Source organism: Nocardia sputi (assembly GCF_023501985.1).
On the sequence record NZ_JAMFLC010000005.1, the window covers coordinates 212,468 to 227,113 of the forward strand.

At 66.1% G+C, this 14,646-nt stretch carries 13 protein-coding genes and 3 pseudogenes; 10 read left to right on the forward strand and 6 right to left on the reverse strand.

Translation table 11 applies throughout. The features are described 5' to 3' along the window. Positions 1 to 340: 340 nt before the first annotated feature. Positions 341 to 1,558, forward strand: a complete 1,218-nt coding sequence (locus tag M8859_RS10195; RefSeq protein WP_040864988.1) for an NADP-dependent isocitrate dehydrogenase — start codon at positions 341 to 343, stop codon at positions 1,556 to 1,558. 326 nt (positions 1,559 to 1,884) lie between these two features. Further along, positions 1,885 to 3,159: an MFS transporter gene (locus tag M8859_RS10200; protein WP_249644139.1), complete on the forward strand. Its 1,275-nt coding sequence runs from the start codon at positions 1,885 to 1,887 to the stop codon at positions 3,157 to 3,159. On the opposite strand, the gene M8859_RS10205 is transcribed toward M8859_RS10200, so the two are convergent. Continuing rightward, positions 3,156 to 3,797: a TetR/AcrR family transcriptional regulator gene (locus tag M8859_RS10205; protein ID WP_195071227.1), complete on the reverse strand. Its 642-nt coding sequence runs from the start codon at positions 3,795 to 3,797 to the stop codon at positions 3,156 to 3,158. The two genes, M8859_RS10200 and M8859_RS10205, sit on opposite strands and share 4 nt — an antisense overlap. 332 nt (positions 3,798 to 4,129) lie before the next feature. Between M8859_RS10205 and M8859_RS10210 the strand changes: the two genes are divergently transcribed. The 5 genes from M8859_RS10210 to M8859_RS10230 all read left to right on the forward strand — a co-directional run bounded on the left by M8859_RS10210 (position 4,130) and on the right by M8859_RS10230 (position 9,104). Continuing rightward, positions 4,130 to 5,347 (forward strand): lipid-transfer protein, encoded by a 1,218-nt coding sequence (locus M8859_RS10210; RefSeq protein WP_159923075.1) that lies wholly within the window; start codon positions 4,130 to 4,132, stop codon positions 5,345 to 5,347. A gap of 44 nt (positions 5,348 to 5,391) precedes the next feature. Continuing rightward, on the forward strand, positions 5,392 to 5,829 hold the full coding sequence (locus M8859_RS10215; RefSeq protein WP_159923077.1) for a type II toxin-antitoxin system Rv0910 family toxin: 438 nt from the start codon (positions 5,392 to 5,394) through the stop codon (positions 5,827 to 5,829). 146 nt (positions 5,830 to 5,975) lie between these two features. Continuing rightward, complete coding sequence (locus tag M8859_RS10220) at positions 5,976 to 6,866, forward strand: MaoC/PaaZ C-terminal domain-containing protein (RefSeq protein WP_159923206.1); 891 nt, start codon at positions 5,976 to 5,978, stop codon at positions 6,864 to 6,866. Positions 6,867 to 6,939: 73 nt separating this feature from the next. Then, positions 6,940 to 7,815, forward strand: a complete 876-nt coding sequence (locus M8859_RS10225) for an SDR family oxidoreductase (RefSeq protein WP_195071226.1) — start codon at positions 6,940 to 6,942, stop codon at positions 7,813 to 7,815. A 26-nt stretch (positions 7,816 to 7,841) separates the two neighbouring features. Beyond that, positions 7,842 to 9,104, forward strand: a complete 1,263-nt coding sequence (locus tag M8859_RS10230; protein ID WP_159923081.1) for an acyl-CoA dehydrogenase family protein — start codon at positions 7,842 to 7,844, stop codon at positions 9,102 to 9,104. Between the two features lie 450 nt (positions 9,105 to 9,554). Here the strand turns inward: M8859_RS10230 and ephH are convergent. Next, positions 9,555 to 10,358, reverse strand: a pseudogene (gene ephH, locus M8859_RS37930) (epoxide hydrolase EphH); the annotation flags it as partial. 47 nt (positions 10,359 to 10,405) lie between these two features. On the opposite strand from ephH, the pseudogene M8859_RS10240 reads away from it, so the two are divergent. Further along, positions 10,406 to 11,191 (forward strand): annotated as a pseudogene (locus M8859_RS10240) (exodeoxyribonuclease III); the annotation flags it as partial. A 53-nt stretch (positions 11,192 to 11,244) separates the two neighbouring features. Here M8859_RS10240 and M8859_RS10245 read toward each other — a convergent pair. The 3 genes from M8859_RS10245 to M8859_RS10255 are packed head-to-tail and all read right to left on the reverse strand — an operon-like array spanning position 11,245 to position 12,903. After that, a complete protein-coding gene (locus M8859_RS10245; protein WP_159923087.1) occupies positions 11,245 to 12,087 on the reverse strand; it encodes a helix-turn-helix domain-containing protein in 843 nt (280 codons plus the stop codon). Then, complete coding sequence (locus M8859_RS10250; protein WP_223518644.1) at positions 12,084 to 12,584, reverse strand: DUF6879 family protein; 501 nt, start codon at positions 12,582 to 12,584, stop codon at positions 12,084 to 12,086. The genes M8859_RS10245 and M8859_RS10250 overlap by 4 nt, the downstream gene beginning before the upstream one ends. Beyond that, positions 12,574 to 12,903, reverse strand: a complete 330-nt coding sequence (locus tag M8859_RS10255; RefSeq protein WP_249644141.1) for a hypothetical protein — start codon at positions 12,901 to 12,903, stop codon at positions 12,574 to 12,576. Before M8859_RS10255 ends, M8859_RS10250 begins: the two co-directional genes overlap by 11 nt. A 709-nt stretch (positions 12,904 to 13,612) precedes the next feature. Between M8859_RS10255 and M8859_RS10260 the strand changes: the two genes are divergently transcribed. Together M8859_RS10260 and M8859_RS10265 are read left to right on the forward strand one after the other, a co-directional pair. Beyond that, on the forward strand, positions 13,613 to 14,044 hold the full coding sequence (locus tag M8859_RS10260; protein ID WP_159923091.1) for a hypothetical protein: 432 nt from the start codon (positions 13,613 to 13,615) through the stop codon (positions 14,042 to 14,044). 13 nt (positions 14,045 to 14,057) lie between these two features. Further along, positions 14,058 to 14,264, forward strand: coding sequence for a hypothetical protein (locus M8859_RS10265; RefSeq protein WP_201295202.1), 207 nt, complete (start codon positions 14,058 to 14,060; stop codon positions 14,262 to 14,264). Positions 14,265 to 14,406: 142 nt separating this feature from the next. Here M8859_RS10265 and M8859_RS10270 read toward each other — a convergent pair. Continuing rightward, positions 14,407 to 14,613 (reverse strand): annotated as a pseudogene (locus M8859_RS10270) (recombinase family protein); the annotation flags it as partial. Positions 14,614 to 14,646 lie beyond the last annotated feature (33 nt).

A 14,646-nucleotide genomic window follows, 5' to 3' on the forward strand; every position in this document is an offset into this window, starting at 1 on the left:
AGACCGAGGTCCGCGCAACGTCACGGGTTGCGCGGACCTCGTCGTCTGCGGGGAGTGGTTGCCGCGCCGTAACGGAAGGCGGATCATGGCGACGGCGCCTGTTCGCGCTGCTGGGAGCCGCCGCCGACCTACCAATCGGTAACAAAGGTGGCGCATCTCACTGTGGGGGCTGCCCGTGCGGTGAGGACTCGGGCAGCAGTACGCTTGTCTTGTTTGCACCACACGTCTCGCCGACAACGCGGGACATATACGTTGTCTGTTGGAACAGCTGGGGTCCGCTCACAAGCGTGTTCGCCTGGCCGTGCAATGAGGGCACCATCCTAGGAGGACACGAAGATCCATGTCCAAGATCAAGGTTGAAGGCACCGTCGTAGAACTCGACGGCGACGAGATGACCCGGATCATCTGGCAGTTCATCAAGGACAAGCTGATCCACCCCTATCTCGACGTGAACCTGGAGTACTACGACCTCGGTATCGAGTACCGCGACAAGACAGACGACCAGGTCACCGTCGATGCCGCCGAAGCCATCAAGAGGCACGGCGTCGGTGTGAAGTGCGCCACCATCACCCCGGACGAGGCGCGCGTCAAGGAATTCGGTCTGAAGAAGATGTGGCGTTCGCCCAACGGCACCATTCGCAACATCCTGGGCGGCACCATCTTCCGTGCCCCGATCATCATCTCCAACGTTCCCCGGCTGGTACCCGGCTGGACCAAGCCGATCATCATCGGCCGCCACGCCTTCGGTGACCAGTACCGTGCCACCGATTTCAAGGTGTTCCAGGGCGGCACCGTCACCTTGACCTTCACCCCGGACGACGGCAGCGAGCCGATCGTGCACGAGGTCGTGAAGATGCCCGAGGACGGCGGCGTGGTCATGGGCATGTACAACTTCCGCAAGTCCATCGAGGATTTCGCGCGGGCGTCGTTCAACTACGGCTTGCAGCAGAACTACCCGGTGTACATGTCCACGAAGAACACCATCCTCAAGGCCTATGACGGCATGTTCAAGGACACGTTCCAGGACATCTTCGACGCCGAGTTCAAAAGCCAGTTCGACGCCGCGGGCCTGACCTACGAGCACCGCCTCATCGACGACATGGTCGCCTCCTCCATGAAGTGGGAGGGTGGCTACGTCTGGGCTTGTAAGAACTACGACGGCGACGTGCAGTCCGACACCGTGGCACAGGGCTTCGGCTCGCTGGGTCTGATGACCTCGGTGCTGCTCACTCCCGACGGCCAGACCTGTGAGGCCGAGGCCGCGCACGGCACCGTCACCCGGCACTACCGCCAGCATCAGCAGGGCAAGCCGACCTCGACCAACCCGATCGCGTCGATCTTCGCCTGGACCCGCGGCCTCGAGCACCGCGGCAAGCTGGACAACACCCCCGAGGTCATCGGCTTCGCCCAGACCCTCGAGGACGTCGTCATCAAGACCGTCGAAGGCGGCCAGATGACCAAGGACCTCGCGCTGCTCGTCGGCGGGGACCAGGGCTACCTGAGCACCGAGGAGTTCCTCGGCGCGCTGGACGCCAACCTGGCTCGCGCACTGCGCTGAGCGTTTCCGGCGCCGCGGCCGTCTCGGCGCCGAACCGCGGGGCCGAGCCGCTCGGCCGACTCCGGCGCTGGGTATTCACTCACCCAGCGCCGGGCGAACACCATCGGGCACCCGCCCCACCTGCGGTGGAACGGGTGCCCGGACTGTTCTTGTCAGAACGGATCACTTGGAGTGCCGCCCGGTTGCCGGAATGCGATGCCCGGGCGGGGTGATTCGTCCGTATTGCGCGGATCGCCATGTCGAACTGCACGATTCCTCGCCGCCCCGTGGTCGAACTCACGTGTGCTGGGGAAGCGAATACCAGCCGCGAACGGTTACATGAACACGTGACCAGCCCCGGGACCACCCGCACCACCGCGCCGCCCCAGCGAACCGATTGGCACGTACCGGCCATGCTGGCGCTGGCTCTCGGCGGGTTCGGCATCGGGACGACCGAATTCGTCACCATGGGTTTGCTGCCGGACATCGCCTCGGCCATGCACGTCTCCGAGCCGACCGCAGGGCACGCGGTGTCGGCGTACGCGCTCGGCGTGGTGATCGGCGCACCCCTGATCGCGGCGCTGTGCGCGCGGGTGGCGCGCAAGCGGCTGCTCGTCGCGCTGATGGTCGCGTTCACGCTGGGCAACGCGGCGACCGTGCTGGCCCCCTCATTCGAGACGCTGGTCCTGGCACGGTTCGTCTCGGGATTGCCGCACGGCGCCTACTTCGGTGTCGCCTCGCTGGCCGCCGCCACACTCGCCCCGGTCGGGCAGCGGGCGAAGGCAGTTGCCGCGGTTATGCTGGGTTTGAGCGCCGCCAACGTTGTCGGCGTTCCCGCGGCTACCTGGCTCGGCCAGCATCTCGGCTGGCGCGACGCGTTCGTGGTGGTCGCGCTGATCGGAGTGGCCACCGTCGCGGCGTTGCTGCGCTTCGTCCCCGAACTCGACGGCATCACGGTGACCGACCCGAGGACCGAACTCGGCGCGCTGCGCCGCCCGCAGGTGCTGTTGACACTGCTGGTCGGCGCCGTCGGATTCGGCGGAATGTTCGCCGTCTACACCTACATCGCCACCACGCTCACCGACGTCGCGGGTCTGCGGGCCGCACTGGTGCCGCTGGTGCTGATGCTCTTCGGCGTCGGCATGGTGATCGGCAACATCGTCGGCGGCGTGCTCGCCGACCGCGGCGTCGACCGCGCCATCTTCGGCGCGATGATCGCGATGACCGTCATCCTCGGCGGCTTCGTCGTCGCCGCGCACAACCCCTACGCCGCGGCCCTCGGCGCGTTGCTGGTCGGCGGCTCCGGAGCCGCGCTCGCTCCCGGTCTGCAAACCCGCCTGATGGACGTCGCCGCCGACGCCCAGACGCTCGCGGCCGCCCTCAACCACGCCGCCCTGAACATCGCCAACGCCGCGGGGGCCTGGCTCGGCGGACTGGCCATCGCCGCGGGCCTCGGTTACACGGCCCCGGCCCTGGTCGGGGCCGCCCTGGCCGCATCAGGCGTGTTGCTGTTCACAGTGACGGTGTGGGCAGCGCGCGGATCGCGGCCGGGTAGCAAGGTCATCGAGCCGGCGAACGCGGTAGCGCCCATCGCGCGGGCGCGTCGGTCCGGACAGGACTAGTCGACGCGGCGTGCTGCGAGTACGCGGCCCGCGATCTCCTGTAGGTGCGCGGAGGCGCGGCGCCAGCGGCGGTGGGCGCGTTCGGTGTCCGGGTCGATGAAATTGGAGATCAGGATGCCGCGCAGGGCGTCCATGGCCGTGTAGACGAAGTCGCGCGCCTCCTTGCGGCGCACGTCGTCCGGCACGACACGGGCGACCGCCAGCAAGACGGCGTTGTTGACGAACGGCTCGACCTTCTCCATCGCCGCGGCCAGCACCGGATCGGTCCGCCCCGCCACCCACAGTTCGACGGTCGCGATGAACAGCGGGCCCTGGTGGAGGTCCCATAGGAACTCCAGCACCGCTGCCACCGGATCGTCACCGGCTTCGACCCGGGACATCTCCCGCATGGCGGTCTCGGCGCGCAGCTGCGCCAGATGGCTGATCGCGGCCACGACCAGATCGGTTCTCGAGCCGAAGTGATGCACTTGGGCCCCGCGGGTCACCCCGGCGCGTTCGGCCACCCGCGGTGTAGTCGTCCCCGAGTACCCGTACTCGACCAGGCAGTCCACCGTCGCGTCGAGCAGCCGGGTGCGCATCTCGGAGCTGCGCTGCTCCTGCGTCCGGCGCTGCTGCTTGACGACTACGCTCCTGGCCATCGCTCGATCCTACACTTACATACAACACTGTATGTTCCGGCTGCCGGGCTGAAGGTGCCGATATGTCGGGGGCGAGAGATCGGCGTGACCTCGGTCGTGCGCCGCGTTCCCTCGGGCGAATTCCGAAGAAGCTGTTGGAGCTGAGTGCTAGCGCCGGTCCCGGGAACAAGCATGTCTCACTGTATGTAGCAGGAGGGCTGTAAACACCTGGTTGTTCGGTCAGTTGTCGGGGCTTCCGAACGGGCTCTTGCTCACTTACATACAAATATGTATGTTTGTTTTCAGCTCGTTCCGGGTGCGCACTGCGGCGCCCACACAATCTGAGGAGTTCGATGGCGAACAAGGTCTACGTCGTCGGTGTCGGGATGACGAAGTTCGAGAAGCCGGGCCGACGGCAAGTCGAGGAAGCCGACGGCACCACCCGAGCCTGGGACTATCCGGACATGGCGAGGGAATCGGGGAGCAAGGCGCTCGCGGACGCGGGCATCGCCTACGACCTGGTGGAGCAGGCCTACGTCGGCTATGTCTACGGCGAATCCACCTCCGGCCAGCGTGCCGTCTACGAACTCGGGATGACCGGCATCCCGGTGGTCAACGTGAACAACAACTGCTCCACCGGCTCCACGGCGCTGTACCTCGCGGCGCAGGCGATCCGGGGCGGACTGGCGGAATGCACGCTGGCGCTGGGCTTCGAGAAGATGCAGCCCGGCTCGCTCGGATCCACCTGGGACGACCGCGAGCAGCCCATGGCCAAGCACGTCATGGCGCTGGCCGAGATCTCCGAGGTGCTGTTTCCGGTGGCGCCGTGGATGTTCGGCGCCGCGGGACGCGAGCACATGAAGCAGTACGGCACCACGGCCGAGCACTTCGCCAAGATCGGCTACAAGAACCACAAGCACTCGGTGAACAACCCGTACTCGCAGTTCCAGGATGAGTACACCCTCGACGACATCCTCGCCTCGCGGATGATCTACGACCCGCTCACCAAACTGCAGTGCTCGCCGACCTCCGACGGGTCGGGCGCGGTCATCCTGGCGAGCGAGGATTTCGTCGACGCCCACGACCTCGCCGGGCAAGCGGTGCAGATCGTCGGCCAGGCGATGACCACCGATTTCGCCTCGACCTTCGATGCGACCGCGAAGAACCTCATCGGCTACGACATGAACGTCCAAGCCGCGCGGAAGGTCTACCAGCAGGCGGGACTCGGCCCGGAGGACTTCCAGGTGATCGAGCTGCACGACTGTTTCTCGGCCAACGAACTGCTGCTCTACGAAGCCCTCGGCCTGTGCGGCGAGGGCGAGGCGGGGCAGCTGGTCGACGACGACCAGACCACCTACGGCGGCAAGTGGGTGGTGAACCCCTCCGGCGGCCTGATCTCCAAGGGACATCCGCTCGGCGCGACGGGTCTCGCGCAGTGCTCGGAGTTGACCTGGCAGCTGCGCGGCACCGCGGACAAGCGTCAGGTGGACGGCGTCACCGCCGCCCTGCAACACAACATCGGCCTCGGCGGCGCGGCCGTCGTCACCGCCTACCAGCGCGCCGACCGCTGAACCGCGGCCCGGTCCGCGGACGAACTCGACGAGGAGTGCAACCCATGGGACACATCGAAGCCACCAAGGACGTCAACGCCACGCCCGAGGCGCTGTGGGCGGTCGTCGCCGACCCACAGACCTGGGACAAGTGGTTCACCATTCACGAGCGCTTCATGGAGGAGCCGCCCGCGGTACTGAGCGAGGGCGCCCAACTGGTCGCCAAGATCGTGATGCTCGGCATGGCGAACAAACTGGAGTGGACCATCGTCTCGGTGGACGCGCCGCACAAGCTGACCCTCGGCGGCACCGGCATGGCCGGGGTGAAGACCGAGTTCACCTTCGACATCCGGCCCAACGGCGCGGGAAGCACCATCCTGGTCTCCGGTGACTTCGAGGGTGCCTTGATCAAGGGCGCGCTCGGCAAAGCCGTGGAAAAGGACGGCATCAAGCAGCTGGACCGATCGCTCGAACAGCTCGACGCCCTGGCCGCAGTGGCATGAGCGGTCAGGCCCGGAGGCGGCAGCGGAGCGTGACCACGCAGGGCCCCGCTCATGCCGGAGACGGACACGGCATGAGCGGTCAGGCCCGGAGGCGGCAGCGGAGCGTGACCACGCAGGGCCCCGCTCATGCCGGAGACGGACACGGCATGAGCGGTCAGGCCCGTTCCGATACGGCCGCGGCCCGTGTGGTCGAGTTCGATGACAGCGGTCTGGAATCCTGGTGCGACGAGGAACGTTTCGAGGTCACCGCCGAGCGCGTCGCGCAGTACGCCGCCGCGACCAACGATCCGATCGCCGCGCATCTGGCCGGAACGGTGGCGGGGCCGGTCTTCGCCATCGTCCCGGTTTTCGAGGCCATGATGATGCCGGTCATCGATGTCGCCCCGATGGACATCTTCGGCCGGGTGGTGCACGGGGAGCAAGACTTCCACTTCCACCGCGCGATCCGGCCCGGCGACCTGCTGGTGTCGCGCGCCAAGGCGATCGGCTACACCAGCCGCCCCAACGGGACCACGATCACCATCCGCATCGAATGCCGCACCGAGGCGGGCGAACCGGTCAACGAGCAGTACCTGACCGCGTTCTTCCGCAATATCGACGCGGGTAGGACGGTGGGCGAGGCCGCTCCTGCGCACAAGTTCGACGAACGCCTACGTGAGCAGGCGCCGGTCGTGGTGGTGGCGCAGCACGTCGATGACGACCAGACCTTCCGCTACGCACCGGCTTCCGGCGATCCGGTGCCGCTGCACCTGGACGAGCAAGTCGCCGAGGACGCCGGACTGCCCGGCATCATCGCGCACGGGTTGTGCACCATGGCGTTCGCGTCCTGGGCGGTGCTCACCGAGGTCGCGGACTCGGATGTGCACCGGCTCAGGCGATTCGCGGTGCGCTTCGCCAAGCTGGTCTTCCCCGGCGACGACCTGGAGACCCGCATCTGGAAGGCCGGTTCGGCCGACGGCGTCACCCGCTACGCCTTCGAGACCGTGCGCGGCGACGACGTCGTGCTCAGCGACGGACTGGCGGAGATCGCCGACTGATCCCGGTGCGGCGGCGCGGTTGCGCCGCACCTTTCCACAAGACGCCGGATTCGGCGGAACTTCAGGAGACAACATGGGCGCACTGGCTGGACGGGTCGCCGTCATCACCGGCGCGGGCCGCGGCATCGGCCGCGAGCACGCACTGCTGTTCGCGAGGGAGGGGGCCGCGGTGGTCGTCAACGATCTCGGCGGTAGCAATGCGGGAGAGGGGACCGACCCAGGTCCCGCCCAGGAGGTGGTGCGCGAGATCGTCGCCGCGGGCGGCAAGGCGGTGGCCAACTCCGACGACGTCGCGACCTGGGACGGCGCGCGGAAGCTCGTCGAACAGGCGGTCACCGAGTTCGGCGGCCTCGACGTCGTGGTCAACAACGCGGGCATTCTGCGCGACGCCTTCATCGCGGGCATGGACGAGGCGCAGTGGGACGCCGTGATCGCCGCGCACCTCAAGGGACACGCGGCGGTGCTGCACCACGCCGCGGCGTACTGGAAGCAGCGGTCCAAGGCGGGCAACCAGCCCAAGGCCGCGGTGATCAACACCGCTTCGGCGTCGGGCACCACCCTGCCGAACGCGGGCCAGGCCAACTACGGCGCGGCGAAGGCGGGGATCGCGGCGCTGACCCTGGTGGCCGCCGAGGAACTGGGGCGTTACGGCGTACGGGTGAACGCGATCGCTCCGATCGCGCGCACCCGGCTCACCCTTGCCACTCCCGGCATGGGCGAGATGCTCGCGGCGGAGGCGGAAGCGTCCGAGGGCGAGTTCGATGCCTTCGCCCCGGCCAATATCGCCCCGCTGGTCGCCTATCTGGCCGCCGAGACCTGCCCGATCACCGGCAAGGTATTCGCGGTGCAGGGCGGCGCGATCTCCGAGCTGGCCGGTTGGCACGATGTGAAGACCATCGAGACCGAGGGTCCCTGGCTGATCGACGACATCGCCACCCGGCTGCCCTGATCTCGGGGAACGTGAGGAGAACGACGATGTTCGAATGGTCCGAAACCGATGTGATGATCCGCGACGCCGTCCGGGCATTCATCGACAAGGAGATCCGCCCCAACCTCGACGCGCTCGACAGCGGTGAACTGCCGCCGTACCCGATCATCCGGAAGCTGTTTCGCGAGTTCGGTATCGACGCGCTGGGCGGCGAGGCGGTGCAGAAGATGCTCGCCAAGCAGGCGGCGCGGGAGGCCGCCGCGGCCGCAGGGGAGCCGAAGCCGGAGAAGAAGGAGAAGGCATCCGGCGGCAGCCCGTTCGCCGGACAGGAATCGCTGATGGCGGTGCTGATCGGGGAACTGTCCGGGGTGTGCATGGGCTTGGTCACTGCGCTGGGTGTGAGTATCGGTCTCGGCGCGACCACGATCATGTCCCGGGGCACGCTCGCGCAGAAGCAGCGCTGGCTGGAGGACATCGTCACGATGCGCAAGGTCGCGTCGTGGGCGATCACCGAACCGGATTCCGGGTCCGACGCTTTCGGTGGCATGAAGACCTACGTCAAGCGCGACGGCGAGGACTACCTGCTCAACGGTCAGAAGACCTTCATCACCAACGGCCCCTACGCCGACGTGATGATCGTCTACGCGAAGCTCGACGACGGAGCGAGCGGCGACAAGCGCGACCGCAAGGTGCTCACCTTCGTGCTGGACAAGGGCATGCCGGGGCTCACCCAGGGCAAGCCGTTCAAGAAGATGGGCCTGCACGCCTCCCCGACCGGTGAGCTCTTCTTCGACAACGTGCGTGTCGGCCGGGACCGGCTGCTCGGCGAGACCGAGGAGCACAAGGGCGGCGACGGACGCGAAAGCGCCCGCTCCAGCTTCACCGCCGAGCGCATCGGCGTCGCCTTCATGGCGTTGGGCATCATCAACGAGTGCCATCGGCTGTGCGTGGACTACGCCAAGAACCGCAAGCTCTGGGGGCAGGAGATCGGACGATTCCAGCTGGTCCAGCTGAAGCTGGCGAAGATGGAGATCGCGCGGATCAACGTGCAGAACATGGTGTTCAACACCCTGGAGCGAGGCCGGGCCGGCAAACCGCCGACGCTGGCCGAGGCGTCGGCGATGAAGCTGTACGCCTCCGAGGCGGCCACGGAGGTCGCGATGGAAGCGGTTCAGCTCTTCGGCGGCAACGGCTATATGACCGAGTACCGCGTGGAGCAGCTCGCGCGCGACGCGAAGTCCCTGATGATCTACGCGGGCAGCAACGAGATCCAGGTGACGCACATCGCGAAAGGTCTTCTCTCGCAGTAGTTTCCTGAGACGCAGCGAACCCGACGTCCCAGTTCCGGCTACGAGCGAAGCGCGCCCGGGCGATGCCCTCCCGGGACCGGCACGGGTCCGAGCGGCCGTGTCCGCGACGAAGTCGGTGTCGGCATTCCTCGGCGTGCTACGACACCGGCGAACCGCGGCGTGGTCGCCCCATCCGGCCACCATGTGGCGCGGAACCTCGGGTCGTGCGACCACCGCCCCACGCCCCCACTCCAGCTCGACTCCCGGTTTCGAGCGAAGCGAGACCGAGCATCGTCCGTTCGCGGCCCGGCTCGCGTCCGAGTGGCCGCCGCGGCCGCGACGAAGTCGCCAGCGGCGGTCGCTCGGACGCGAGCCCCAAGGGGGCCGCGAACACGCAGCGCCGAAGGCGCTGCTGGCGTACACGTGCTCGGCGATCAGGGTGGCGATGCGGTCGGGCGCTTCCAGCATCGGTACGTGACCGACGCCGTTGACCAGGATGCGGTCGGCGGATTCGGGGAGTTCCTTCAGGTAGCGGCGCGCGTAGACGCGGTTGGGGATGACCCGGTCGTACTCCGACAGCAACAGCCGGACCGGCGTCCGCAGGGTGGACAGGTCCTCTTGTTCCGGCGCTCGCAACGCGCCGAGAATCATCGGGATCATCGCCGGGCAGTGCAGTGCGGCGGCGAGGGCGGCGGCAGCGTCGCGCCGGGACACCGCTGCGGCGTGCTTGGTCAGCGCGAGCAGTGCGATGCGCCGGGCGAGTGGATTGCCGATCGCGAATCCGCCCAGGCGTTTGCCGATTTCGACCAGCGGCACCAGGGAGAGGAATTTCAGCTTGATCCGCCATTGGGTCAGCGACGGCGCGTGCCAGCCGCCTGTCGGTGCGATGAGCGTCAATGTGCGGGCACGTCCGCGGCGGGCGAGTTCCACGCCGACCCGACCGCCGAGCGAGTTGCCCGCGATATGGCAGGTGCGCCAGCCCAATTCGTCGAGCTGATCGCAGATCTGGTCGGCGAGCGCGTACACGTCGATGGACCGGCCGTCGGCGGGTGCGCCGCCCCAGTGGCCGGCGAACGCGGGCGCGAACACCTCGCAGTGCGTCGACAGCCGCGCCGCGGTCTGTTCCCAGGAGTGCGGCGACATCATGAATCCGTGCAGCAACAGCAGGGGGTCGCCGGAACCGAGATGTAATGCCTTGATCGGCTGGGGCTGGTCTGCCCGAGTGGAGCCGCGAGCGGCGGCGGAGGACTGGGAGGCGTCAGACGACATCGTCATCACCCCTTCCTGGACGGCGGTGTCCGGGGGACTTCATCAGACCAGCATTGTACGGTCGTGGAGTGCCGTATATCTCGACAGTGAACGTGAACGGTGTCCGCGCGGCCGCGGGCAAGGGCCTGCTGGCCTGGCTCGCGGCCACCGAGGCCGACATCGTTTGCGTGCAGGAGACCCGCGCCACCGACGAACAGGTCAGGGCCGCATTGGCGCCCGCGCTCGACGCGGGATGGCAGCTATGGCACGCCGAGCCGGAGTCCAAAGGACGGGCCGGAGTCGGCATCCTGTCCCGGAAGGCGCCGAAGGCTGTGCGAATAGGTTTCGGCAGCACTGAATTCGCGGCCGCGGGGCGCTATCTCGAGGCCGACTTCGACGATCTCACCGTGGCGAGCGTCTATGTGCACTCCGGTGACGCGGGCACCGTGCGCCAGGACGAGAAGTATCGCTTCATGGCCGAACTCGGCGCCTACCTCACCGCGCGAACCGGGGATTTCGTGGTCGCGGGGGACTGGAACATCGCGCATACCGAGCGTGATCTGAAGAACTGGAAGGGCAACCTGAAATCGGCCGGGTTCCTCCCGCAGGAGCGAGCGTGGATCGATGAACTCCTGGCGGCGGGATACGTCGACGTGGTGCGCGGCCTGCATCCCGGGGTCGACGGCCCGTACAGCTGGTGGTCCTACCGAGGTCGAGCGTTCGACAACGACAGCGGCTGGCGCATCGACGCGGTTTACGCAAGAGGGGGTATCGCATCCCGCGCTGTGTCGGCACGGGTGGAGCGTGCAGCGACATACGCCGAGCGTTGGTCTGACCATGCTCCGGTCACGGTGAAGTTTGCGGAGAAGGTTCCCGAACTCCTGACCAGCGAATACCCGCTGCGCGGTCACGGTCACGGTCGGGGCTTACGGGCGTCCAGCGCCTTGCGGATCAGCTCCCGTGCTGCTTCACCGGTCACGGACTGACCGGCCAGAACATCGAACGTCCGGTGATACACCGCTATCTCTCGCGGCTGAGTGATCGACAGCTCTGCTGTGATGTTCTCGACCAGGACACGGCTCGAATCGAACATCAGAAACGACGTGGTAGCCGTCTCGAACGCTGCCAGTATCGGCACGATTCCGAGCGTCACACGTGGCATACCTTGGACAGCTAAGAGCCGGTCGAGCTGGCCGACCATCGTCTGACCGTCGCCAACGGTGGTGTACAACGCTTGTTCACCAATGACGAAGTGGAACAAGTGATCCCGCTGATACAAGACTTGTTGCCGCTGCATCCGCTTGGATACCCCCGCGTCCAGATCGTTCGGAATCTGCTGGAACTCGATCACCTTCCGCAGGATGCCCGCCGCGTAGTCGGCGGTCTGTAGAAGACCGGGAACCAAGACCGGTTCAAACGATCGGATGATCCGAGCTTCGGATTCCCACTTGATCGACGCTTGCTGTCTGCGCTTGGTTCCGGTACCGAGAATCTTCCGCCATTCGAGGTACGCGGTATCTATGCTCTGCCGCGCCGCGTGGAGGTCTGCTAGTTGGCCACCCGCGTTGCAGTGTCGGCAGTACGCCGAAATGTCCTCTAAAGACGGCCGTATCCGTCCGTACTCGATCTTTGAGACCTTGCTAGGGTCCCATCCGCTACGGCGTGCCAACTCAGCACCGGACAACCCAGCAGCAACACGAATACCCCGGAGTTGTGCCCCGAGATATTCGCGCTGCTGGTCAACTGAACCGGTCACTGTGTGACGTACTCCGGAAACGGAGTGGCGAGAGACCAGAACCGGGCTCGGAGCCCGCGACAGTACGCGGCAATGTGCGGGTCGGTGGTTACCGCACCGGACCAGCCTCCGGACTCCCCGAACGCTGAGAAGACCACTGTTTCGTCATCAAGTAGCCAATAGTCATCCGAAGGGACTTCCCCGGCATGATGCCGGGGCAGATACCGAATGTCTTCGCCTGCCCGTACGTTGAGCGCTGCCACGGCAAGTGCGAACCGGGTGTAGTCGGTGTGCGGTTCGGTGACGATTCGTACCCGTGTGACCGCTACGCCCCGGCTGGTCGTCTCCTGTATCAGCTCGGTCCACGGCTGGAACCATGCGTAGTCATCCGGCTCGTCTGCCAGGAATCGCCGGAACGGCTCATGCTCGTTCGGTTCGGCGTACGAGTCGAGCACTTCGAGGTGAAACGCTTCCCGCTTGCAGGTCCGGAGTAGGTCCGGGAACCCTTCATCGGGCACTAGCTGCACCGTAGAACGTCCTTTCTAGCTTCGGAACCTCGATAGCGGTTTCGTCGTCGACAATGTCGAGCTGTGCGAGTAGTTCCGGTTCGGTGACCGGCCGACCGGTGAGCCGGAATGTTCCCCGGCCGGTGTCGGTCAACGTCGCACCGATGAACGTATCCGGTTCCAGGAAACCGAGTAGCAGGTGTGGCAACTCGACGGTGTCGGCCCGGTCTGTCTTCCATGCTTGGACGACATACCCGCCGGGGTCGTTCGCCAGCAAGGTAGGGCACCCGTTGTTGGTGCTTCCGCCTTTGCCTAGGAAACGTAACGGCATCGGTGTACCTCCAGATCGCGTCTTGCACGAGATTGCACGTACGAAACCGATTGTGGCTCAAGGATGCTGGGTACGCACTGGATATATTCGATTCGTGCACGATTGAGCACGATCGTGGACCGGCTCGGTAGGTGCTTCGTAGCGTCGGAGCTGGCCCCCGTGACATGTGCTGCGAGCCGGTCACGGGGTGCCTACCACTGGCCTACTACAGGGGTTGAAATGACCGCAGACGGAGACCAACAACGCAGGGGTACAAAGCTTTACCCGTTCCCTGGTGGTGTGTTCGAACGGTGGAATGACACCGACGACGCAGAGCCGGGCGTGTATGTCGAGTTCCACCACCCCCGGCAGTCGTGTAACGACGCTCGGGCGTTCGGCCCTGGTGAAGCGGAACGACTCGGTTTGGTGGACGACGAGACGGAGCCCGCCTGATGGGGTTGTTCGTAGCGTTCGCTGTTCCGCTGGTCGCGTTCTTCGCGGTGGTGTTCTGGCCTCAGCGGATACCGGAAGAGAGGCGGGAACGGATCGAACGTGAAGATACGCGTCAGCAGGGCGGTATGTAGATGACTGGCGAGGATCTTCCGGATCGCGATTCCGGTACGAGATTGGGTCTGTTTCTTCTCTCCAACTTTGACGAGTGGGAGCCTCCAACGCCCGATCTTCTAGAGCGAGTTATGTCCGGACTGACATCGAAATCGGGGGAAAACCGTTGAAAACCATCATTGGGCTTATCGCTGTGGCCGTGCTGATCGGCATGAGTCCAGCGGCTACCGGCATGGCCCGCGCTGCTCGCAGTTGCGGTTTCGAGTTCACGCACTCGGTGCCGACAGTGCTACCGCCCCAGATCACGGGGGACGGTATTGCCGCGTGTGATGTCCCGCCGGACGAACACGTAGTCGTCTTGGCATTGCAGCACGAGGAGGGCGGCCGGTGGGAGATTGCCTCTACCCGAACCGATTCCACGATTCCACCGCCGTTCCGGGGCGGTGGACACTCCTACACGGTGTCGGCCGCGTGCTACGCCGGGAAGTGGCGCGTCAGCGTCGGTATACGCGGCAAGATTCAGGGGAACCAGTTCACCTATAACACCGCATCCGGCACGGTGGAGGTACCGCCCTCCAAGTGCCCCAACCGGTTCTGACCAGAGGAGCGGCATGTCCAGCACGGAACCCCCCGGCGCACTCGACAAGGAAACCTCGGTGCGGCTGCGCGACCAGCTCCAACAGATCACAGAGGAAGCGGGCCGGTACCTCGGTCCGGAGCACCGGGCCATAGCCGCACTGGTTCAAGCTGCACGGGAGCTGGCCGCAGCCACCTTGCCCAAGTCGGGGCAGTACGCCGAGTACACACCGGACGAGTGAGCCCGGAGGGAAATTGAGACGCCGGAACCCCCAGAGTCCGATCTGGGGGCACCGGTACGTAGCCCGACCAAGAACGCGTCTTAGACGACCGCACCAACCGGTCGAGTCTCCGCACCACAATCACGTCGAATTCGTGGTGCCGGTTCTTCAGCCAGTTGCCTAGCTCCGGCCGATCGAACGGTGAGTACTTGGTAGCGGACACATCGAGGTCGGTTGCTACCTCGGCTTCAGTCCACCCCCGAGCTTGCACGGCGCTGCGTCCGTGCTCTAACTGCCGGACAGGTGACGTAGATTCGTCAGTCATGACGGATAGCCGCGCCGCCAGCAAGGCGCGTAACGGGGTCTGCATTCCGGTTCCTTCCCTGTTCCAGGGTGGTTCTAG